The 21,666-nt window shown below is 66.0% G+C and carries 23 protein-coding genes; 15 read left to right on the top strand and 8 right to left on the bottom strand.

Features of this window, described 5'->3' with window-relative positions; all coding sequences use genetic code 11:
- Window positions 1-40 precede the first annotated feature (40 nt).
- From mbfA to KW83_RS02155, 8 genes are all read left to right on the top strand, one after another.
- Window positions 41-1,015, top strand: coding sequence for an iron exporter MbfA (gene mbfA, locus KW83_RS02190; RefSeq protein ID WP_036173790.1), 975 nt, complete (start codon window positions 41-43; stop codon window positions 1,013-1,015).
- 41 nt (window positions 1,016-1,056) lie between these two features.
- Entirely contained in the window at window positions 1,057-1,980 is a 924-nt protein-coding gene (locus KW83_RS02185; RefSeq protein WP_036173788.1) for an AEC family transporter, read from the top strand.
- A gap of 50 nt (window positions 1,981-2,030) precedes the next feature.
- Window positions 2,031-2,864, top strand: a complete 834-nt coding sequence (gene fghA, locus KW83_RS02180) for an S-formylglutathione hydrolase (RefSeq protein WP_036173786.1) — start codon at window positions 2,031-2,033, stop codon at window positions 2,862-2,864.
- Window positions 2,861-3,313, top strand: a complete 453-nt coding sequence (locus tag KW83_RS02175; RefSeq protein ID WP_036173784.1) for a YaiI/YqxD family protein — start codon at window positions 2,861-2,863, stop codon at window positions 3,311-3,313. The genes fghA and KW83_RS02175 overlap by 4 nt, the downstream gene beginning before the upstream one ends.
- Window positions 3,310-3,936 carry an HAD family hydrolase gene (locus tag KW83_RS02170; protein ID WP_036173782.1) on the top strand — a complete coding sequence of 209 codons (627 nt, stop codon included), beginning with the start codon at window positions 3,310-3,312 and terminating at the stop codon, window positions 3,934-3,936. Before KW83_RS02175 ends, KW83_RS02170 begins: the two co-directional genes overlap by 4 nt.
- A gap of 72 nt (window positions 3,937-4,008) precedes the next feature.
- Window positions 4,009-4,803, top strand: a complete 795-nt coding sequence (locus KW83_RS02165) for an SDR family NAD(P)-dependent oxidoreductase (RefSeq protein ID WP_036173779.1) — start codon at window positions 4,009-4,011, stop codon at window positions 4,801-4,803.
- A 13-nt stretch (window positions 4,804-4,816) separates the two neighbouring features.
- Entirely contained in the window at window positions 4,817-5,671 is an 855-nt protein-coding gene (locus KW83_RS02160) for an SDR family oxidoreductase (RefSeq protein ID WP_036173776.1), read from the top strand.
- Window positions 5,661-7,256: an alpha-amylase family glycosyl hydrolase gene (locus tag KW83_RS02155; protein WP_051928132.1), complete on the top strand. Its 1,596-nt coding sequence runs from the start codon at window positions 5,661-5,663 to the stop codon at window positions 7,254-7,256. The genes KW83_RS02160 and KW83_RS02155 overlap by 11 nt, the downstream gene beginning before the upstream one ends.
- On the opposite strand, the gene KW83_RS02150 is transcribed toward KW83_RS02155, so the two are convergent.
- From KW83_RS02150 to leuS, 4 genes are read right to left on the bottom strand one after another with little or no spacing between them, the layout of a single operon-like run.
- Entirely contained in the window at window positions 7,257-7,844 is a 588-nt protein-coding gene (locus KW83_RS02150; protein ID WP_036173774.1) for a glutathione S-transferase family protein, read from the bottom strand. It lies immediately after the preceding gene.
- Entirely contained in the window at window positions 7,844-8,863 is a 1,020-nt protein-coding gene (gene holA / locus KW83_RS02145; protein WP_036173771.1) for a DNA polymerase III subunit delta, read from the bottom strand. Before holA ends, KW83_RS02150 begins: the two co-directional genes overlap by 1 nt.
- Window positions 8,860-9,408, bottom strand: a complete 549-nt coding sequence (lptE, locus tag KW83_RS02140) for an LPS assembly lipoprotein LptE (protein ID WP_036173768.1) — start codon at window positions 9,406-9,408, stop codon at window positions 8,860-8,862. The genes holA and lptE overlap by 4 nt, the downstream gene beginning before the upstream one ends.
- On the bottom strand, window positions 9,395-11,944 hold the full coding sequence (gene leuS / locus KW83_RS02135; protein WP_036174847.1) for a leucine--tRNA ligase: 2,550 nt from the start codon (window positions 11,942-11,944) through the stop codon (window positions 9,395-9,397). The genes lptE and leuS overlap by 14 nt, the downstream gene beginning before the upstream one ends.
- Window positions 11,945-12,056: 112 nt before the next feature.
- On the opposite strand from leuS, the gene KW83_RS02130 reads away from it, so the two are divergent.
- A complete protein-coding gene (locus tag KW83_RS02130) occupies window positions 12,057-13,295 on the top strand; it encodes a glycosyltransferase (RefSeq protein ID WP_036173765.1) in 1,239 nt (412 codons plus the stop codon).
- Here KW83_RS02130 and KW83_RS02125 read toward each other — a convergent pair.
- The gene (locus KW83_RS02125; protein ID WP_036173762.1) at window positions 13,292-13,759 is read right to left on the bottom strand and encodes a DUF3576 domain-containing protein; all 468 of its coding nucleotides are present in this window, start codon (window positions 13,757-13,759) and stop codon (window positions 13,292-13,294) included. The two genes, KW83_RS02130 and KW83_RS02125, sit on opposite strands and share 4 nt — an antisense overlap.
- A gap of 266 nt (window positions 13,760-14,025) precedes the next feature.
- Between KW83_RS02125 and KW83_RS02120 the strand changes: the two genes are divergently transcribed.
- The 3 genes from KW83_RS02120 (at window position 14,026) to KW83_RS02105 (ending at window position 16,867) form a co-directional block, all read left to right on the top strand.
- Complete coding sequence (locus tag KW83_RS02120; RefSeq protein ID WP_036173759.1) at window positions 14,026-14,286, top strand: hypothetical protein; 261 nt, start codon at window positions 14,026-14,028, stop codon at window positions 14,284-14,286.
- Window positions 14,287-15,002: 716 nt separating this feature from the next.
- Window positions 15,003-16,118: a porin gene (locus tag KW83_RS02110; protein ID WP_161785435.1), complete on the top strand. Its 1,116-nt coding sequence runs from the start codon at window positions 15,003-15,005 to the stop codon at window positions 16,116-16,118.
- A 95-nt stretch (window positions 16,119-16,213) separates the two neighbouring features.
- Window positions 16,214-16,867 carry a YggS family pyridoxal phosphate-dependent enzyme gene (locus tag KW83_RS02105; RefSeq protein ID WP_036173752.1) on the top strand — a complete coding sequence of 218 codons (654 nt, stop codon included), beginning with the start codon at window positions 16,214-16,216 and terminating at the stop codon, window positions 16,865-16,867.
- On the opposite strand, the gene KW83_RS02100 is transcribed toward KW83_RS02105, so the two are convergent.
- Together KW83_RS02100 and ribA are read right to left on the bottom strand one after the other, a co-directional pair.
- On the bottom strand, window positions 16,864-17,358 hold the full coding sequence (locus tag KW83_RS02100; protein WP_036173750.1) for a L,D-transpeptidase family protein: 495 nt from the start codon (window positions 17,356-17,358) through the stop codon (window positions 16,864-16,866). The genes KW83_RS02105 and KW83_RS02100 overlap by 4 nt on opposite strands.
- Entirely contained in the window at window positions 17,355-18,425 is a 1,071-nt protein-coding gene (gene ribA, locus KW83_RS02095; RefSeq protein WP_036173748.1) for a GTP cyclohydrolase II, read from the bottom strand. Before ribA ends, KW83_RS02100 begins: the two co-directional genes overlap by 4 nt.
- Window positions 18,426-18,565: 140 nt before the next feature.
- Between ribA and KW83_RS02090 the strand changes: the two genes are divergently transcribed.
- Window positions 18,566-19,252 (top strand): response regulator transcription factor, encoded by a 687-nt coding sequence (locus KW83_RS02090; RefSeq protein WP_036173746.1) that lies wholly within the window; start codon window positions 18,566-18,568, stop codon window positions 19,250-19,252.
- Window positions 19,253-19,278: 26 nt separating this feature from the next.
- Here the strand turns inward: KW83_RS02090 and KW83_RS02085 are convergent, their stop codons facing one another.
- Window positions 19,279-19,902, bottom strand: coding sequence for a hypothetical protein (locus KW83_RS02085; RefSeq protein ID WP_152563448.1), 624 nt, complete (start codon window positions 19,900-19,902; stop codon window positions 19,279-19,281).
- On the opposite strand from KW83_RS02085, the gene KW83_RS02080 reads away from it, so the two are divergent.
- Together KW83_RS02080 and trxA are read left to right on the top strand one after the other, a co-directional pair.
- Entirely contained in the window at window positions 19,892-20,674 is a 783-nt protein-coding gene (locus tag KW83_RS02080; RefSeq protein WP_036173742.1) for an exodeoxyribonuclease III, read from the top strand. The genes KW83_RS02085 and KW83_RS02080 overlap by 11 nt on opposite strands.
- Before the next feature lie 66 nt (window positions 20,675-20,740).
- Window positions 20,741-21,664, top strand: coding sequence for a thioredoxin (gene trxA, locus KW83_RS02075; protein ID WP_036173739.1), 924 nt, complete (start codon window positions 20,741-20,743; stop codon window positions 21,662-21,664).
- Window positions 21,665-21,666: the final 2 nt, after the last annotated feature.

The following is a 21,666-nucleotide window of genomic DNA, read 5'->3' as shown; positions in this document are numbered from 1 at the left end:
GGTCGGGGGAATTAGAAGCGTTCTAAACTGGAGGGCCTCAATGCTTCGGACACTTTCTCGTCGCAGATTCGCGGATCTGACCGAACAGGAAATTCTTGGCCTGGCGATCAGCGCCGAGGAGGATGACGCACAGATCTACCGGATGTATGCGGATCGGCTGCGGGCGGATTATCCGGGGTCCGCGCGTGTCTTCGATGGAATGGCCGCGGAGGAGGACGGTCACCGCCGCAAACTCATTGCACTCCATGAGGCGCGGTTCGGTCCCACGATCCCGCTGATCCGGCGCGAACACGTATCGGGATTCTATGCCCGCCGGCCGGTCTGGCTGATCGAGAACCTGGGGCTGGAGCGCATCCGCGACGAGGCCGAGCGGATGGAGGCCGAGGCTGGCGCCTTCTACGCCAAGGCCGCCGCACGGGTCGCGGATTCGCGGACGCGCGCGCTGCTCGGCGACCTGGCGGCCGCCGAAGCCGGCCATTCCGCCCTGGCCGACACGCTGATCGCCGAACATGTGGACGACACCACCCGCGATGCCGAAGAACGCGAGGCGCATCGCAGGTTCGTTCTGACCTGGGTGCAGCCGGGTCTGGCGGGGTTGATGGATGGATCGGTCTCGACCCTTGCGCCGATCTTCGCGGCGGCCTTCGCCACTGGCGACACCTGGCAAACGTTCCTTGTGGGACTGGCCGCAAGCGTCGGCGCCGGCATTTCCATGGGCTTCACCGAAGCCGCGTCGGATGACGGGCAGATCTCTGGCCGCGGTTCGCCGTTCAAGCGGGGGCTCGCCTCCGGGATGATGACCGCCGTGGGCGGGCTGGGCCATGCGCTGCCCTATCTGATCCCCGATTTCTGGACCGCGACCACTGTTGCCGGCATCGTCGTGTTCATCGAACTCTGGGCCATCGCGTGGATCCAGAACCGGTTCATGGACACGCCGTTCCTGCGCGCCGCGATGCAGGTGGTGCTGGGCGGCGGGCTGGTGCTGGCGGCGGGTGTTCTCATCGGCTCCGGCTGAACGGGCTTGTCCCCCTGGGGGAAACTTCGCAGGAGAGGACCATGATCGCGGTTCTCTTCCAGCTTCTGCCGTTCTTCGCGCTGATCGGCATCGGCATGATTGCGGGTGCCACGGGCATGTTCGACAGCAGGGCCGCGCAGGCGCTGACGAAATTCGTATTCTACTTCGCCCTGTCCGCGCTGCTCTTCCGCTTTGCTGCGGACCTGGATCTGGCAGAGCTTTTCGATCCGGTGGTTCTGGGCGCGTACCTTCTGGCCTCTGTCACAGTCTATGCGGTGACGATGCTGGTAGCGCGGGCCCGCCGCCTCAGCCTGTCCGAAACCGCGGTCGAATGCCAATGCGCCGTTATCGGCAACGTGGGCTTTCTGGGCCTGCCCATGCTGACCATGCTGATGGGCGATGCGGCGGCCGGGCCGATCCTGCAGGTGCTGACCGTGGATCTGGTGGTTTTCGCGTCGCTCATCGTGGTGTTGCTGTCCGTCGCCCGGCAGGGTGCGATCACCCCCGTCGTCGTGGTCCGGGTCGGGCGGGCGGTCATCGGCAACCCGATGATCCTGGCGATCCTGGCGGGGTTCGTCTGGGCCGGTCTGGACCTGCCCCTGCCCGCTCCGCTGGACGACACCCTGCGCCTGATGGGAAACGCCGCGACGCCCGGCGCGCTCTTCGCCATCGGGCTGTCGCTGGCGCAAAAGAGCGCCGAGCGGCTGTCGGTCGCCGCTTGGTTGAGTTTCGCCAAGCTGGTCCTGCACCCGGCCGCCGTGGCGTTCTGCGTGCTGGTGCTGTTCGAGGTGGACGCGTTCACCGCCCGGGTGATGATTTCGGCGGCTGCGCTTCCCGTTGCGGGCAACGTGTTCATCCTGGCGCAGACGTACAACGCGGCGCCGCAGCGGGTTTCGGCGGCGATCCTCGTCTCGACTTTGGTCTCTCTCATCTCCCTGACGGGCATTCTCGCGTTGACGCTGTGAGCCGCAGGCCGTTGTCTTGCGGCGAAATGGACAGAAATCGGAGAACGGTCATGGAAACGAAATCGGAAAACGCAAGCTTCGGCGGGGTGCAGGGGGTCTATACCCATGCCTCAGAGGCCTGCGCCTGCGACATGACCTTCGGCCTGTTCCTGCCGGTAGAGGCGAAAAACGGGCCGGTGCCGGTGCTTTGGTACCTGTCGGGCCTCACCTGCACCCATGAGAACGCCATGACCAAGGCCGGCGCGCAGCAGTTCGCCGCCGAATACGGCATCGCGCTGGTGTTTCCGGACACCTCTCCGCGGGGCGACGGCGTGGCCGATGACGACAGTTTCGACATGGGACAGGGGGCCAGTTTTTACGTCAATGCGACGGAGTCGCCCTGGGCCCGGCATTTCCGGATGTGGGACTACGTGACAAGTGAATTGCCGGACCTGGTCGCACGGGAATTCGCCATCGACACGGAGCGGCAGGCGATCACCGGCCATTCCATGGGCGGGCATGGCGCATTGACCATCGGGATGGGTCTGGGGGCCGAGCGGTTCAAGTCGATCTCGGCCTTTTCGCCCATGTCACGCACCATGGACAGCGACTGGGGGACGCGACAGCTGGGGCTCTATCTGGGAGAGGACCGTACCGGATGGGCGGCTCACGATGCCTCCGAAGTCATGAAGTCCAAGGGCTTCGACGGTCCGGTGCTGGTGGACACCGGCACCGCCGACCAGTTCTGGGACAAGCTCAAGCCCGGCGCGCTTGTCGCGGCCATCGCCGAACGCAGGCAGCAGGCGACATTCCGCCTTCAGCCCGGCTATGACCACAGCTATTTCTTCGTCTCGACCTTCATCGAGGATCACATGCGTTTCCACGCCGAGGCTCTCTACGCGTGATCTACGTGGATGCCGACGCCTGCCCGGTGAAGGCCGAGATCGAATCCGCCGCGACCCGGCACGACACGGCCGTGGCCATGGTATCCAACGGCGGACTGCGCCCGTCCGCCAACCCTCTGGTCCGGATGATCTATGTCTCCGAGGGCCCCGATGTGGCGGATATGTGGATCGCCGAGCGTGCCGGGCCCGGTGACATCGTGGTAACGGGGGACATCCCGCTGGCGGCCAAGGTGGTGGCGGCCGGCGCGCGCGTCCTCAAGCACGACGGTGCTTCGCTGACGGAAAGAAACGTCGGCGAAGCCCTTGCGACCCGGGACCTGATGTCCGACCTCAGGGGGGCGGATCCATTCCGGCAAGGGGGCGGGCGGCCGTTCTCCAAGGCCGATCGCAGCCGGTTCCGCGACGCGCTGGAGCGCGCATTGAGGCAGATCCGGGGAGGGTCGGGATGAAGGTCCAGGCAGTCGTGTTCGACATCGGCAACGTGTTGCTGAACTGGGATCCCGAAGGGTTCTATGACCGGACCATGGGCAAGGTGGCACGGGTGCGCCTGTTCCGCGACGTGCCGCTGACCGAGATGAACCTGGCCATCGACCGCGGGGCGCCCTGGCCGGAGACGGTCGAGCAAACTGCCGCCCACCATCGCCGCTGGTCCAGGGAAGTCATGTTGTGGCGCGACCGCTGGGGCGAGATGGCGGCTCCCTTGATCGACGATAGCGTGGCGCTGCTGCGCCATCTGCGCGGCAAGGGCGTACCGTGCTGGGCGCTCACGAATTTCGGGCGTGAAACGTTTGAGCATGCGCTGACGCTCTATCCCGCTCTGGCTGAATTCGACGGAGCCGTGGTCTCCGGACGGATCGGGATGCTGAAGCCGGAGCCGGGCATCTACGCTGTGCTGGAGCGGGAGATCGGCGTGGATCCCGCCGCGATCCTCTTTACCGACGACCGTCCGGAGAACATCGCCGCCGCAGAGGCCCGGGGGTGGCGGACGCATCTGTTCGACGGGGCCGGCGGGCTTGGGCATCGTCTTGTTTCAGAAGGGCTTCTCCGGGAGACGGAGATCAAGGCGGCCTGATTGCCGCAGCGCGGAACGCCCCGGGTCCCGGCCCCGTTGGACAACCAACGAAGGACAACAGAGGGCTCCGACATGGATCTGGGACTAAAGGGCAAGACGGTACTGGTCACGGGCGGTTCCGGCGGCATCGGGGCCGCTGCGGCGCGTATCCTTCACGACGAAGGGGCGACGGTGCATCTGTCCGATCTCGACCCCGATGCGATCGCGGCGCAGGCCGGAGAGATCGGCCCGGATGTAGGCCATATCGCCGCCGACCTGACCGATACCGACGATATCGCCCGGCTGGGGGATGCGATGAGGGAGGCGGGCGGCATCGACATCCTCGTGCAGGCGGCCGGGGTGACGGGCGCAAAGGGCGATCCGCTGGAGATGGACGACGCGGAATACCACCGCGTCTGGGAAACCAACTTTCTGTCCGCGGTGCGGATGGCCAAGGTCATGATCCCGCAGATGGTCGAGAAAGGCTGGGGCCGGATGGTCTGCGTCACCTCCGAAAACGCGGTCCAGCCCTACTGGGATGAGGCCGTCTACAACACGTCCAAGGCGGCCCTTCTGAACTGGGTCAAGGGCGCCAGCCAGGTGTACGGGCCGAAGGGCGTGCTGATGAACACCGTCGCCCCGGCCTTCATCGAATCGCCCATGACCGACGGGATGATGGAGCAGCGCGCCGACAAGATGGGCGTGTCCGTGGAAAAGGCGGTCGAGACCTTCCTTGAGGAAGAGCGCCCCTATCTCAAGCTGAAGCGCCGCGGCCGGCCCGAGGAGGTCGCCGCCGTCATCGCCCTGCTCTGCTCGGAGCGCGCGAGTTTCACCAACGGATCGGCCTACCGCGTGGATGGCGGCGCGGTCGAAGCCGTCAACACCTGAAAGGAGTGTCCCGATGACAGACCCGAAAATCCCGCCGCAGACCCAGGACACCATGCCCGGACGCGAGAGCGAGATGGACCCCGCACCGGACTGGGCCCCGAAGTTTCCGGGTGTCGGCAAGCTGGACGGCAAGGTTGCGCTGATCACCGGCGGCGACTCCGGCATCGGCCGGGCCGTCGCGGCGCTGTTCGCCCGCGAGGGCGCGAAGGTGGCCATCGCCTACCGAAGCGAGTCCGGCGATGCCGAGGCGACCGGCAAGATCGTCGAGGAAGAGGGGTCCGAAGCGCTGCTGATCGAGGGCGACCTTGGGCAGCGCGACCACGCCGACTCTGCCGTCGCGCAGACAGTCGAGAGGTTCGGCAAGCTTGACATTCTGATCAACAACGCAGCCCAGCAGTACATGGACTGGCCGATCGAGGAGAAGCTGACCGACGAGATGCTCGACGACATGATCTCGTCCAACGTGAAGGCGTATTTCTACGTCACCCAGGCCGCCCTGCCGCATCTCGGATCGGGGGCGGCGATCGTGAACACAACCAGCGTGAACGCGTTCAAGGGCAATGACTCCCTCGTCGGCTACTCGACCACCAAGGGCGCGAACCTCGCATTCTCGCGCTCCATGGCCAGCGGGTTGGCAGAGAGGGGCATTCGCGTGAATGCGGTGGCGCCCGGGCCGATCTGGACGCCGTTCATCCCCGGCACCATGCCCGCCAAGATGGTCGAGGATTTCGGATCCAGCACGCCAATGGGCCGGTGCGGACAGCCGTGGGAAGTGGCGACGGCCTATCTCTTTCTCGCCGGACCGGATGGCAGTTACTACACCGGCCAGACCCTTCATCCGAACGGCGGCATGATCGTTGGGGGATAGATCGTGGCCTGACGCGCCGGCCATCTATGCCGTCTATCCCCGGTCCTTTCTCGACACCACCGGATCGGGGGTGGGCGATCTGAACGGCGTGACAAAGAGGCTCGACCACATCGCCGCGCTTGGCGTGGATGCGATCTGGCTCTGCCCGTTTTTCGTGTCTCCCCTGCACGATGGCGGCTATGACGTGACGGACCATCGCGCCGTCGATCCGCGCCACGGCGCGCTGGAGGATTTCGACCGCCTGGTATCCGCGGCCCACGACCGGGACCTTCTGGTGATGATCGATCAGGTCCACAACCACACCAGCATCGATCATCCCTGGTTCCAGGCATCGCTCGACGGGGACGAGGAGGCGGCCGACTGCTACGTCTGGCGCGATCCCAAGCCTGACGGGACGCCTCCGAACAACTGGCTCAGCCAGTTCGGTCCGCCCGCGTGGACCTGGAACCACCGCCGGCAGCAGTACTATCACCACCAGTTCCTGTCCTGTCAGCCGAATCTGAACCTGCGCCATCCGCGCGTCCAGACCATGTTCCGCGAAACGCTGGAATTCTGGCTGGACCGCGGCGTGGACGGGTTCCGGTTCGACGTGGTGACGGCCTATCTTTTCGACCCGGAGATGCCGGACAACCCGCCGGCGCGTCCCGTCGTCGCGTCCAAGGTGACCGGACCGAACCACAACCCCTATTCCTATCAGGATCATGTCCACGACCTGCTGCCCGGCGACGGCGCGGCCTATACGGAGAACATGCGCCGCTGGGTCGGTCCGGACGTGTTCCTTCTGGGTGAGAGCAACACCGGCAACAATACCGTCGCGATCGCACGCAGTTTTACCGAAGATGGCCGCCTGGATGCCTGCTACACGACCGATCCGCTGTCCAGCGGGCGCGATCCAGTGGCCCTGGCCGATTTCATTCGCGATCTGGACGGCGAGTGGCGCGCGCCGTGGTGGTTCTCTTCCCACGATCATCCGCGGCACGTTTCCGCACTGGGGGACGGTACAACCGAGGCCGCGAAATTCTATGCTGCTCTGCTGACGGTCCTGCCCGGCGCGGCGCTGGTCTTTCAGGGTGAGGAACTGGGTCTGCCCCAGCCGGACCTCACCGAAAAAGAGACGACGGACCCGGTCGACTTGCTCTACTGGCCAGATGCTCCGGGGCGGGAGGGGCCGCGGGTTCCCCTGCCATGGACCGCCGACGCGCCGGCCTTCGGATTTTCGACCGGGACGCCCTGGTTGCCGATGCGCTGGGACCAGGCCCTTTCGGCGGACAGGCAAGAGCAGGATCCCGACAGCGTTCTGCGGTTCTACCGCCGTGCGCTGGAGGTGCGGCGGCGGCTGGGCATCTCCGCGCCGGACCGGGTCGTGCCCGACGCGTCATCCAGCGTTCTGTCGTTGAGGATCGCGAAGGGAGACACCGAATGGCTGGCGGTGTTCAACTTCGCCACCGACGCATCGCTGCCCGTCCCCACCCGCCAGGGCATCGCGCCGGTCTTCGGGACAGGGTGGGACGGACGGCGGCTGGCACCATGGGGTGCCGCGCTGTGGGAGGGAACGGGCGACGTGGCCGACGTGCCCGGCGACTGATCAGTCCCTGGCCGCCGCGCGACGGTAGCCGTCGCGCGCGCGCGCCCGGTCACAATATGCGGTGAATTGCGCGTTCTCGACCGGAAACTTCGCGACTTTCGCCCAGCTTCCGCAGTGGACCGCGACGATGTCCGGTATCGTCAGATCGTCGCCCATGAGGTACGCGCCCTCCATCCGCTGCATCAGCCGATCGACGTTGCGCTGGAACTCCCAGCGCAGCGGCTCTTTGATGGCCGGGATGCGGTGCTCTTGCGGCAGGATGAAGGTGTGGCGGGCGGCGGTCCAGAGAAGGGCGTCGAACTCATCCAGGATCTGGAACGTCAGCGCATCCTGCCGGGCTCGCGCAACGCTGCCGGCCGGCGCGGTGAACCGGCCTTCTCGGTCGGCCAGATAGGTCAGGATCGCGGTGGAGTCGGTGATGTCCGCGCCGTCGGCTTCCAGCACCGGGACCTTGCCCAGGACGGTCCGGCCCGACAATTCCGGCGCGCGGGGCGGGCAAGGCACATGATCGAACCCGAGGCCGAGTTCCTCCAGCATCCAGAGCGCCCGCATGGCGCGTGTGCTGGACGATCCGAAAAGTGTCAGCATCAGCGTTTCCCCATCATCGCCAGCCGGATCAGCGTGCGTTCCGTCAGTGCCATCTGCGGCACCCGCGCGGCGGAGCGCAAGGTCAGGTCGGTCTCTGTCAGCAGGCCCAGAGCGTCCTCCAGACGGTGCAGGCCCAGCCGCTGGGCCTGCCGCAGCATCGCATTCCGGCGCGGTCCATAGACCGGCGGGCGCAGCCTGCCGATGCCCGCACCCGCGCCGCCGGGATCGGAGGCGGCGGCGTGAAGCTGGCGGAAATGCCGGTTCGCGGCGATCACGATGGACACGGGCTGCGCGCCCTGCGCCTCTAGCCGGGTCAGTATCGGGCCGATGTCGGACGCCTTTCCGTCGGCGGTAGCGTTCAGCACGTCGTTCAGGTCCGCCTCTGTAGAGGCGGGGGCGCAGGCGCCGACGTCCACGACAGAGAGGGCGGCGCCGTCGTCCAGCTTGTAGAGCGACAACTTAGCGATCAGTTGCCGAAGGTCGCCCGGACCCAGATCCTGCGCCAGCGCGACCAGCGCGGCCATCGCATCGCGGTCGGTGGTCAGGCCGGCTTCGGACACCCAGCGCTCGACTTCCGCGCGGTCGGGGGGCGTGTCGTAGACGGCGATGCAGCCCGCCCGGGGATGTTTCTCGAACGCCTTGCGCAAGGGAGAGGTCGCCTTGAGCGCGCCGGCGGTGACGACCACATGGGCGTCGCCCGGCCGCCAGTCCGACAGCGCCGCAACGATGCGGTCGGCGACATTGGCCGTCGCGTCCTCCACCAGGGCGACGCGGGTGCCGGGAAAGAACCCCTGGGCCTTGAGCGCATCGTCGAGCAGGGTCTTCTCCTTGCGCAGGTCCCCGGCCTGGATGCGGGTCAGGCGCATCTCCTCGTCCGCGGCGGGACCGGCGAGATTGGCGACAAGGCTCTGCCGCTTCAGCGCCACGCGCATCCCGTCGTCGCCATAGATCAGCGTGCCGGGGCGGTCGCCTGGGGGCTTGGCGATCCAGCTGTCGGCGTCGCGTGCGGAGAGCTTCACCCCTGCCACTCCCCCGCGGACGCCAGAAGCCTGGAGGTCAGCTGGTCGGCCAGGATCGTCATGAGCCGCGACAGCGCGTCCCGTTCCGCCGCGCGAATCGTCACGGGATTGCCCGCGATCGACCGCCGGTCGGCGCCGAACACCGGCGCGGAGTAACTGGTGAAATTGGTGACGGTGCCGGTCTGGAGCACGGTGTTCGTACCGGTTTCCGACAGGGTGTAGTCGAGCGTGCCGACCAGGCGGATCCTCGTGATCTCCCGTTCCCGGGTGATGCCCAGCCCTTCCTCTTGCAGGGCGATCTTCGCCGACAGTCGATAGGGTGCCGCGGACGGGGCGCGGCCCAGGCGTTCCTCCAGAGTGCGGACGAGAAGATAGCCCGCTTCGTCGCGGGGCGCGTCGATGGCGATCTGACCCGAAAGCCCCCGGGCGACGCCCGCGGGTCCGTAGACCGGCGTGAAGCCACAGGCGGCGGCAAGCCCGGTGAGGGCCAGTGCCAGAAGCGCGCGGCGCGACAGCGCACCAAGGGGGGCGTCAGACGACGACATTGACGATCCTGCCGGGGACGACGATCACCTTCTTCGGGGCCTTCCCGTCGAGCGACCGGCGCACTGCCTCGGAGCCGAGCGCCAGGGTCTCGACCTGATCCTTCGGCAGATCGCGCGCGACCGTGATCTCGTCGCGGCGCTTGCCGTTGACCTGGACGGCCATGGTGATCTCATCCTCGATCAGCAGGGCCGGATCGGCGCGGGGCCATGGCGCCAGGGCGATCAGCCCCTCACCGCCCAGCATCTGCCAGATCTCTTCGGACAGGTGCGGGGTCATAGGCGACATGAGTTGCGCAAGCGTGCGCGCGGCCTCGATTTGTGCGGAACGCCCGGCGCGGGACTTCGACAGTGTGTTGGCGAAGGCGTAGAGCCGCGCGATGGCCGCGTTGAAGCCGAAGCTTTCGATGCCGACCGTCACGTCGTGGATGGCCTTGTGGGTCTCGCACCGCAGGTCCGCGTCGCCGGTGCCGGCCTGTTCGGCGTCCCGGGCCGCCAGCGCGATGCGATAGACCCGCGCCAGGTGCTTGGCGGCCGCCTCCGCCCCGGCATCGGTCCATTCCACGTCGCGTTCCGGCGGGCTGTCGGACAACACGAACCAGCGCGCGGTGTCGGCGCCGAAGCGGTCGATGATCTCCACCGGGTCGACGACGTTGCGCTTGGACTTGGACATCTTGGCGGACGGGATGACTCCGACCGGGGTGCCGTCGGCGAGTTTCTTGTCCGTCACTTCATGCGGAAAATGATAAACGACGCGTCCCTGGGCATCGCGGGTCTGATAGATCTCATGGGTGACCATGCCCTGAGTGAACAGCGCATCGAAGGGTTCGATCGCCTTGGCGGGGAGATGGCCGCAGATGTGCATCGCGCGGGCGAAGAAGCGGGAATAGAGCAGGTGCAGGATCGCATGCTCGACCCCGCCGATATACTGGTCGACGTTCATCCAGTAGGCACTCTCGTCGGGATCGGTCGGCGTGGTGGCGCCGGGGGAGGTGAAGCGCGCGTAGTACCACGAAGAGTCCACGAACGTGTCCATCGTATCGGTCTCACGCCGGGCAGGCTGGCCGCAGGAGGGGCAGGGCACGTCGCGCCAGGTCGGATGGCGATCCAGCGGGTTGCCGGAACGGTCGAACTCCACGTCGCGGGGCAGTTCGATGGGCAGGTTCTCCTTCTTCTCCGCCACCACGCCGCAGCCGTCGCAATGGACCACGGGGATCGGGCAGCCCCAGTAGCGCTGGCGGCTGAGGCCCCAGTCGCGCAGGCGGAACTTGGTAACGCCGAGGCCGACGCCGTTGCCCTCGCAGAAGTCGATGGCGGCGTCGATGGCCGCCTCTCCGGTCTGGTGCTCCGTCCCCGCAAAGCCGCGGATGTAGCGGACCGCTTCGGTCTTGGGCGGGACGTAGGCTGCGCCACCCTCCTCCGGCGCGGTATGCGTGCCGGAGGAGGGTTCGAACACCGACACGACGGGAAGATCGTATTTGCGCGCGAACTCCAGGTCGCGCGCATCATGGGCCGGGCAGCCGAAGATCGCGCCGGTGCCGTAGTCCATCAGGATGAAGTTGGCGACATAGACCGGCAGCGTGCGTGCGGTGTCGAACGGATGGCGAACGCTCAGCCCGCTGTCGAAGCCGCGCTTCTCGGCCTTTTCCAGCTCTTCCTCCGCGGTACCCATCCTGCGGCATTCGGCGCTGAAGGCGGCAAGATCGGCATTGTCGGCCTCCAGCGCGCGGGCCAGCGGGTGGTCGGGAGAGATCCCGACAAAGCTTGCCCCCATGAGCGTGTCGGGGCGGGTCGTATAGACTTCGATCCGGTCGTGCCCGTCTGGGCCGCCGTCAAGTCCGAAGGCGAATTGCAGGCCGCGCGACTTGCCGATCCAGTTGCGCTGCATCGACTTGACCTTCTCGGGCCAGTCGTCGAGCCGGTCCAGAGCCGCCAGCAGATCCTCCGCATAGTCGGAGATGCGGAAGAACCACTGCGTCAGCTCTCGCCGCTCGACCGTCGCGCCGGAGCGCCAGCCCTTCCCGTCCTCGACCTGCTCGTTGGCCAGCACGGTCATGTCCACCGGATCCCAGTTCACCACCGCGTTCTTGCGGTACACCAGGCCCTTTTCCAGAAAGTCGAGGAACATCGACTGTTGCTGGCCGTAGTATTCCGGATCGCAGGTGGCGAACTCCCGGCTCCAGTCGAGCGTCAGGCCGAGCCGCGCGAACTGCGACTTCATCGCGTCGATGTTGGCATAGGTCCAGTCGCCGGGATGCACGCCGCGCTCGATCGCGGCGTTCTCGGCCGGCAGACCGAAGGCGTCCCACCCCATCGGGTGCAGGACGGCATGGCCGGTGGCCAGCTTGTAGCGCGCGACGACATCGCCCATGGCGTAGTTGCGCACATGCCCGATATGCAGGTTGCCCGACGGATATGGAAACATTTCGAGCACGTAGTATTTCGGCCTCGACGGATCGGCCTTCGCGGCGAAGCAGCCCGCGCTGTCCCACGCCTGTTGCCATTTCGGCTCGATCTTTGCGGCGTCGTAGCGATCCATTGCGGCCTGGTCCCCGGGTCCATGCGAATGGCGCATTGATAGGCAGGGCAAGACGCAGGGTCCAGCCCGCTCCCGCCTTACCTTGGCCGGATTCGTCGGGCATCAAATCGCCATGATCGTGCTTTTCCTCCACCAGAACTTTCCCGGCCAGTTCACCCATCTTGCGCCCGCCCTGGCGCAGGCCGGTCACCGCGTCTTCGCGCTGACCTCGCGCGTGGCGGAACGCCGGACCTGGCGGGGGGTCGATGTGATTCCCTATCCGTTCAAGGAACGGGACACCGGCGGCGTCCACCCCTGGGCACGGACATTCAGCGCCGCGACGGAGCGGGGGGCGGTGGTCTTCCAGGCCTGCGAGGCGCTGAAGGCGCGCGGACTGAACCCGGACCTGATCGTGGCCCACAGCGGCTGGGGAGAGGCGCTCTACCTGCGGCATGTCTGGCCCGGCGCGCGAATCGGGGTGTTCTGTGAATTCTTCTATCGCGCCAGTGGGGCGGACATCGGCTTTGACCCCGAGTTCGAACCCGTCGAGGAGATCGGTCGCCTTCCGCGGATCGAGATGAAGAACCTTGCCATGCGCCTGCAGCTCGAATCCGCGAACGCCGGGATCAGCCCGACGCGCTGGCAGGCCGACGCGCACCCGGCAGAGCTGCGAAACAGGATCTCGGTCGTGTTCGACGGCATCGACACCGACGATCTTCGTCCCGACCCCGATGCCAGCCTGACCCTGGAGGGACATGGGACGTTCAACAACGGCCAGCAGATCGTGACCTTCGTGAATCGCAATTTGGAGCCCTATCGCGGGTTTCACGTCTTCATGCGCGCGCTGCCGGAGCTTCTGCGCCGCCTGCCGCGGGCACGGTTCGTGATCGTGGGCGATGACGGGGTCAGCTACGGCACCGCTCCGAAGGAGGGCGGGACCTGGAAGAAGAAGCTGCTGTCGGAAGTCGGCCGCGACCTGTCGGACAGCGACTGGGACCGGATCCACTTTGCCGGGCGGCTGCAGCGCGGACCATTTACCCGCCTGCTCCAGGTTTCGACGGTGCATCTCTATCTGACCTATCCCTTCGTGCTCAGCTGGTCGTTGATGGAGGCGATGAGTGCCGGATGCGCCATCGCCGCCTCCGACACGGCGCCGGTAAGGGAGGTAATCGACCACGATCGGACCGGGCTGCTGTTCGACTTCTTCGATCGTGCCGCATTGATCGACCGGGTCACGCAACTGGCCGGGGACGCCGATCTGCGCGCCCGGCTGGGGACGGCGGCACGGCGCCGGATCGTGCATGACTACGATCTCAGGCGCGTGTGCCTGCCGGCGCAATTCCGTTGGATCGAAGCGCTGGCCGGGTCCTAGAGCCGGCCGTCCCGCAGACGCAATTGACGTGCCCGCGTCAGGATCGCGTCCTCGACCGCGCGGCTGGTGGCGGGGGTCACCGGTCCCGCGCGGGTGGCCAGCGCCAGGTTGAGCGACCGCGCATCCAATGCGGGGTCCTGGACGTAGACCGTTGCGCGATAGGCCGGCCCGCCGCCGGGGGGCGTCCCATAGCCATAGGCCAGCACGCCCGAGAACGGGTCCGCCGTTTCCAACGGCAGGAAGTCCAGCACCTCCTGCGCCGCGGCCCAGATGTATTTGTTGACCTCGACGGTACGGTTCGGATCGTCGACGTTGCGGAACAGATCCCAGATCGTCTCGCGCTGGGCGAATGCCTCTACGTTCTCGCGCTGGCGCAGGGTCGCTTCGTCGTTGCCGCTGCAGGCCCCCAGTGCGATCAGCGCAAGGCCCGCGAAGCCCGTCAGCAGTTTTCTGTCGATGCGCATTGTTCCCGTCCCGTCGCCTCAGGCGCCTTTTGACTAGCCGACGCGCCGCCCGCGGGCAAGGAACCAAATCCGCTGGAAACGGTTGTGTCGCCGAGTGACAAATGCGTGAATCCAAGAGATCGCGATTGCGATCTTTTCGGAAATTGTCGTGACTTCCGGTCATTACGGCTCTAAGTCACCCGTATCGGACGGTTGCCAGTTTTGGTTGCCGTCCAAAATCAACCGCCCCTCCGGGCAAACGAAACCCGCTTTGAAAGGTTATCCAAATGAAGCGTATTCTGACCATCGCCGCCGCAACGTCCTTCGTCGCCAGTTCGGCTTTCGCTGCTGCCCACATGCCCGATGAGATGACCATGCTCTCCGGCAAGGTGAACGACGCGCTGACCGGCTGCAACATTTCCATGGAAGAAGAGGACGCGATGAACCTGACCATGGCGCAGGTCTCGGGCATCGTTCTGGCCGATTCGTCGGACGACGGCAGCGACAAGTGCAACAAGATCGAATCGATCGTCGAAGACAACATGTAAGCTGCTTCCGCCCTTCGACCCCGGCCGGTTGCGGATCCAGGGTCGTCGCTCGGGCGAGCCCTTGTTAGTTCTGCGGCACGGGCGGCGGTTTTACTGTCGCCCGTTTTCTGTCGCGTCCGCCGTCGGTCCTAAGTTTCGCGCATAGGAATGTGCCGGGAATAACTCCGGTCGGCAGGAAACCCCCAATAAGTCAGTCGGATGAGGGCGGTCGTCTTGCCCAAGCCCCGGTATTCCGCGTCTGCTTTCTACACGCCGGCGACCGCGCGAACCGGCCCGTCTCCAGGCGCTTCGGGGTCAGCAACGCGGCTGGCAGCGACTCCCGGGTCCTCGTGAACGGCCCGATCGACAATTCCGACTGGCAGGAAACATGAGGCCTCCGGCTTTCAGGCTTCCGCGCATCGTGCGGGTCGCGCAACCATCCGAACATCGGGCCCCCCGATCATCGCGCAGCCGACACGTCCCGCATCGTCGGTAAAGATCGGCCGCTTGTTTCCGTCCACCCGGCGTCTCCACGCCTTCTTTCGTTCAGTCCCTCCCGTGGCCCGGTCTAAGCGGTGCCTGCGCATCCACTGTGGCATCGCTGCACCATCCGTTTGCCGCCGTCCCACGGCGGGCGCCGCCTTGCTTGATGAAATGCGGGAAAAAGAGCACTCCACGCTTGTACCCACGAGGCGACTTGGACCTCTTGGGGCCGGAAAAAGATCATGAGGGAAAACATGAACAAACTTCTTCTTGCCTCCACGGCTCTGGTCGCTTCGACGACCTTCGCCATGGCAGATGTCGACGTCTCGGGCTTCGCCGAGATGGGTATTTTCGGTGGCGAAGCCTCCGACGGGACCAGCATCGACACGCAGTTCCACACGGATATCGACGTGACCTTCTCCATGTCCGGCGAAACAGATGCAGGCCTCACTTTCGGTGCCTCCGTCGATCTGGACGAGTCGATCGGCGACAACAACGCCGATGACGGACTGGGTGAGTCGGCCGCGACCCGCGACGATTCCGACGACGGCGGGGCGACGATCTTCGTCTCCGGTTCGCTCGGCACGCTCACCATGGGCGACACCGACGGCGCGCTCGACTTCGCGATGACCGAGGCGATCATCGGCAGCTCCCTCGGGGATAACCACGAGCACGCCGGCTATTACGGCAACAACGGGCTCGACGGCACGTTCGACGATCAGGTTGCCCGCTATGACTACTCCTTCGGTGACTTCGCGATCGCCGTGTCGGCTGAGATCGACGACGATCCGGACACGCTGGAAATCGACACCAACGGCGACGGAATTCTGGAGGATGCCGCGGACGATTTCGCGCAGGTCGAGAACGACACGATCCTTGGCATCGGCGCGAAGTACAACGGTGAGTTCGCTGGCATCAGCTTTGGCGCCGGCATCGGCTACCAGCAGCTGGGCATGAACGTTGCGGTCGACACCGACGGCGACGGCATAAACGACGATATCGACGACATGGACTCCAGCGTCATCGGCGCAAGCCTGTCGCTGAACATGGAGAACGGCATCCAGGCGATCCTGAACTATTCGTCCTTCGACGAGTCCTTCCTCGGCGGTTTCGAGGACGCCGGCCTCCTCGACTCGCACTTCGGCGTCGCCGTGGGCTACGAGTTCGGCAGCTTCCTCGTCGCCGTGAACTACGGCAAGTTCGACTTCGAGGACGGTGGCGACAACAGCGGTATCGGCGTGATCGCCAACTACGACCTGGGCGGCGGTGCCGAGCTTCAGGCGGGCTACGGCCGGAATGAGATCAACCGCGACGACCTCGATGACCAGGAGTACGATACCTACTCCTTCGGTATCGCGATGGCCTTCTGATCCCATCGGATCGAACGACGGATCGGGGCGGCTCTTCTGAGCCGCCCTTTTCTTTTGCGCGCACCTTGACCAAACAGTCGGCAGGAGGAAACGCCATGGACCTGACCGAAATTTCAAACCGAATCCGCAGCGCCGAGGCGAGCGCCGGTCGCGCGGACGGATCGGTGACCCTCGTCGCGGTGTCCAAGAAGCAGCCGGACGAGCGTGTCGCGCAGGTCCTAGAAGACGGTCACCGGGTGTTCGGAGAGAATCGCGTCCAGGAGGCGCAGGCCAAATGGCCCGGGTTCCACGACCGGTTCGGGCGGTCGGCGCTGCATCTCATCGGTCCGCTCCAGAGTAACAAGGCGCGGGACGCCATGGAGCTTTTCGACGTCATTCAGGTGCTCGACCGGCCCAAGCTGGCCCGGACCATCGCGCGGCTGGCGCAGGACCTCGGGCAGTGTCCAAGCCTCTTCATCCAGGTGAACACCGGTGCGGAGGACCAGAAAGCCGGCATCGCACCGGGCGAGACCGACAGCTTTGTTCGGGAGTGCCGGTCGCTCGATCTGCCGGTCGACGGGCTGATGTGCATCCCGCCGGTCTATGAGGAGCCGGCGCTGCATTTCGCCCTGCTGGCCAAGCTGGCCGAGCGAAACGGTCTGCCCAATCTGTCCATGGGCATGAGCGCGGATTTCGAGGCCGCGATCGCCCTGGGCGCGACACATGTGCGAATCGGCTCTGCGCTGTTCGGAGACCGCCCGACCGGCTAGCGGACGATGAGCCGGCTCTGCGGCCTGATCCGCCTGCAGAGCCAGAGCAGGTCGGAGGCGGCCATGGCGATGCAGCCTTCGGTGGGGAAACCGGGTCGTCGCCAGCGATGCAGAAAGATCGCGGAGCCGCGCCCCGGGACCGCGATGGGCCAGTTCCAATCCGTGAGGACCACCAGATCATAAAGTGGATCGGACCTGGCAAGCCGCTCATGGGACAGCGCAGAGGGGCCCCGGGTCAGCTTGTTGTAGTCGGGATCCGACGGATCGTCCGACCAGATGTCGCGGGGGCGGATCGGCACCGCCCATCCCGTGGGTGCGGCCAGCCGGTCGGGCCGGTAGAGCAGTCCCACCAGCCGGTGCACACCCGCGGGCGTGGCGCCGTCGCCCTCTCGCTTGCGATCGGTCACTCCGCCGCGGCCGACGGTGCAGGGGATGCGGCGTCCGAAGGCGCGCAGACCCGTCGGGGTCAGGACGAGGTCCGAAACGCTCACCGCAAATGGCCGGACTTGTCGGACTTGACCCGCAGATAGTCCGTATTGAAGCGCGTCTCACCGACCCAGATCGGCACCCGCTCCACCACTTCTATGCCCTCCCGGCTCAGCCGCTCGACCTTGCGCGGATTGTTGGTCATCAGCCGCACCCGTTCCACCCCGAGCGCCGACAGGATGCCCGCGCCGATGCCGAAGTCGCGCTCGTCGTCATCGAAGCCCAGCCGGTGATTCGCCTCGACCGTATCGAACCCCTGATCCTGTAGTGCATAGGCGCGCATCTTGTTGGCCAGGCCGATGCCGCGCCCCTCCTGGTTCAGATACAGAAGGATCCCGCCGCCCGCACCGCCCATGTGGTCCAGCGCCGCCGACAATTGCGGGCCGCAGTCGCATTTCAGCGATCCCAGCACGTCGCCCGTAAAACAGGCGGAATGAAGCCGCGTCAGCACCGGAGACGACAGGTCCGGGCGGCCGATCTGCACCGCATAGTGCTCCTCCGCGCCGTCGGCGGGCCGGAAGATATGCAGCCGCGTCCCCTCCGCCGCGCGGATTGGCAGATGCGCCGCGGCGACCGATCTCAGTCGCGCGGGAGTGGGCGGCGCGATGTCCTCGATAGAGATTTCGGTCAGGTCGCGGGGCGCGCTTTCGACGGACCGGAGCACGACCGCCGGCAGGATCCGCGCCGACTTGGCCAGCGCAAGACCCGCACGCGCCAACGTGGCGTCGCCGCCACGCAGCGCCCGAAACGGTCCCTTGAGCGGCGTGGCAAGGTCCGCGACCGGGTCGATCAGTGCGCGGAGTTGATCGATCAGCGTTTCCGGCGTCAGCGCGACCCGGGCCAGGTCGCCGTCGTAGATGCGGATCTTCAGCGTCTCGGCGCGCCAGTGAGTCAGGGCCAGTTCCGCCTTGGCACCCCGGCAGATCTCTGTCAGGCGCGCCTGCGCCACCGTCTCCGCGCCGGCCACCAGCGCCCGCCGCCCGCCGTCCCGAAGCACGACAGGAAGGCCCACGCGCAGGTCGTTGCGCGCGCGCGACAGCCATTCCGATCCGCTGGGCGACATCGTCTCCATGCCCCGGACATAGGCGTCGCCCGACGGGATTGGAAACGAAACCCGCGCCTGTGCACACGGACCCGTGAGCGATTGTCGCATAGCTTGCGCGAAGCGGGTCGCGATCACATTTGCGCGGTGACGGCGTGACGGAGGCGATAATGAGTACGTTGAAGAAGATCCTTCTGGTCGATGACGATGACGACCTGCGTGAAGCGCTGAGCGAGCAGCTGGTCATGACCGAGGACTTCGATGTCTTCGAGGCCGAGACAGCCGCCCATGCCATGGAACGCGCCAAGAGCGACCATTACGACCTGGTGATCCTGGACGTGGGCCTTCCCGATAGCGACGGGCGCGAGTTGTGCAAGCTTCTGCGCAAGCAGGGGGTCAAATGTCCGATCCTGATGCTGACCGGCCATGACAGCGATGCCGATACGATCCTTGGGCTGGACGCCGGCGCCAATGACTACGTAACCAAGCCGTTCAAGTTCCCGGTGCTGCTGGCCCGGATCCGCGCGCAGTTGCGCCAGCACGAACAGTCAGAGGACGCGGTCTTTCAACTGGGACCCTACAGCTTTCGCCCGGCGCAGAAGATGCTGGTCGACGAGGCCGACAAGAAAATCCGCCTGACCGAGAAAGAGACCAACATCCTCAAGTTCCTGTATCGCGCACCGGATGGCGTCGTGCCGCGGGATCTCCTTTTGCATGAGGTCTGGGGATACAACGCCGGTGTGACGACCCATACCCTGGAGACGCACATCTACCGGCTGCGCCAGAAGATTGAGCCCGATCCGTCGAATGTCCGGCTGCTGGTCACGGAAACGGGCGGCTACAGACTGTCTGTATGAACGGAGCCGCGGCGGGGCCCCGTCCCCTACTCCGGCGCGCGGAAGACAGTCGCCTGGAAATTGCCGTCGATCGTCGTTCCCCGATCTTCTCCGATCAGCAGGTCTTCGGAATCGCCTTCGGACAGGGTCGCCGTGAGATTTCCGGACACCACAAGGCTGTCGCCCTCTATCTCGACGCCGTTCAGCGACAGATCGACGTTCTGGCCGGTCGCAATCATCTGCGTGTCGCCGGTCGAAAAGGTTACCTCGATCTCCTGCGCCTCACGCTCCTCTGCCGTGCCCGCCGCGGTGAACACGATCCGCAGGCGGTCAGCCCCGTCGATCTGCGTCGCCTCGGGATAAGCGTCGAGTGTCACCCTGGCGCCGCCTTCGACGTCCTGCCAGCCGGTCTCTACGTCTTCGCCGTCTAGGATCGACCAGGAGGCCGGGTCACCGTCTAGTCTGCCGCTGACAGTCCCGGCGACGGTCTGCGCGACGGCGGGCGTCGGAAGCGCCATGGCGGCGGCAATAAAACTGGCGCGAAGGATCATATCGTTACTCCTGTTCTGTTCATCGACCCAATTGCGCAAGGCGCCGGTCGTTCCGGTGACACGACGCCGCGCCGGCGCTAGGAGAGCACAACGGCCAAAAGGAGAGACGATGCCCTTCACCATCTGCACCTGGAACATCAACTCCGTTCGTCTGAGGGAAGGGCTTGTTCAGCGCCTGATGCAAGAAGAGGCGCCCGACATCCTGTGCCTTCAGGAATGCAAGTCGCCGGTGGAAAAGATGCCCTCTTTCGAGACGCTGGGCTATCCGCACCGCATCGCCCGCGGACAGAAGGGCTATAACGGCGTCGCCATCCTGTCCAGGCGGCCGATCGAAGAGGTCAGCGCTTTCGATCATGCGGACCTGGGCCATGCACGGCATGTGGCGGGGCGGCTGGCGAACGGCGTGACGATCCACAATTACTACGTTCCCGCCGGTGGCGACGTGCCGGACCGGGAGGTCAACGCGAAGTTCGGGCAGAAGCTCGACTACCTCACCGCCATGCGCGACGCCTTTCACGCCGATACGCCCTCTCGCGCGATCCTCGTCGGGGATCTCAACATCGCCCCGCGGCCGGACGACGTCTGGAACCATCGTCAGCTTCTCAAGATCGTGTCCCACACGCCCGTGGAGGTAGAGCATCTGGCCCAGGCGCAGGACGCGGGCGGCTGGGTCGATGTCACCCGACAGGACATTCCCGACGGCCAGCTCTATTCCTGGTGGTCCTACCGCGCCCGGGACTGGGACGCAGCGGACAAGGGCCGGCGGCTGGATCACGTCTGGGCCTCACGCGATGTCGCGGGCGCGGCGCATGGCAGCCGCATCCTGCGCGCCGCAAGGGGCTGGGACGGCCCCTCCGACCATGCCCCCGTCTTCGCCGCCTTCGATCTCTGACGCCTTGCGAAGCGGGAAGGAACGGGCCATCTAACGGCGTGAACACGGACACTCGCGAGGCATGACATGGTGATCGAACTGGGCGCAGCGTCGCAACCGCAGGGCGGCGACGACCTGATCAAGGATACGACCGAAGCCACATTCATGGCCGACGTGGTCGATGTCAGCCAGGATATTCCCGTCATCGTGGATTTCTGGGCGCCATGGTGCGGGCCGTGCAAGACCCTCGGCCCGATGCTGGAGGATGCGGTCAGGGCCGCCGGCGGAAAGGTGAAGATGGTCAAGGTCGACATCGACCGCAGCCAGCAGATCGCAGCGCAACTTCGCATTCAATCGATCCCGACAGTCTATGCCTTTCACAAGGGCCAGCCTGTCGATGGATTCCAGGGCGCCGTGCCGGGGTCGGAGATCAAGGCCTTCGTCGATCGCCTGATCGCTCTGGGTGGCAACGGAGAAGAGGGCGATGGCCTGGCCGAGGCTGTCGTCGCCGCCGAAGAGATGCTGGAGCAGGGCGCGCCTGAGGACGCCGCCCAGACCTTCCAGGCGATCCTGGCCGAAGATCCCCTCAACGTCGCGGCCCATGCAGGGTTCGTGCGCGCCCTGATCGCGCTGGGCGATCTCGACCAGGCGGAGGCGGCGCTGAACGGCGTCGATGCGTCGATCTCCCGCGCGCCGGAGCTTGAGGCCGCCCATGCACAACTTCAGCTTGCGCGACAGGCGGCCGATGCAGGTCCGGTGGATGAGCTGAGGGCCAGGGTCGAAGCCGATCCGGAGGACCACCGGTCCCGGTTCGACCTGGCCCAGGCCCTCTACGCCAACGGTCGGACCGAAGAGGCCGTGGATGAACTTCTCGATCTCTTCCGGCGTGACCGGGAATGGAACGACGGGGCCGCTCGTGCGCAGCTGTTCACCATCTTCGACGCGCTGCCGCCGAAGGATCCGGTTGCGCTCAAGGGCCGCAGGCGCCTGTCGTCCATCATATTTGCCTGACG

This window comes from Palleronia rufa (assembly GCF_000743715.1).
Classification (GTDB): domain Bacteria; phylum Pseudomonadota; class Alphaproteobacteria; order Rhodobacterales; family Rhodobacteraceae; genus Palleronia; species Palleronia rufa.
This window is presented reverse-complemented; position numbering and strand designations above follow the sequence as displayed.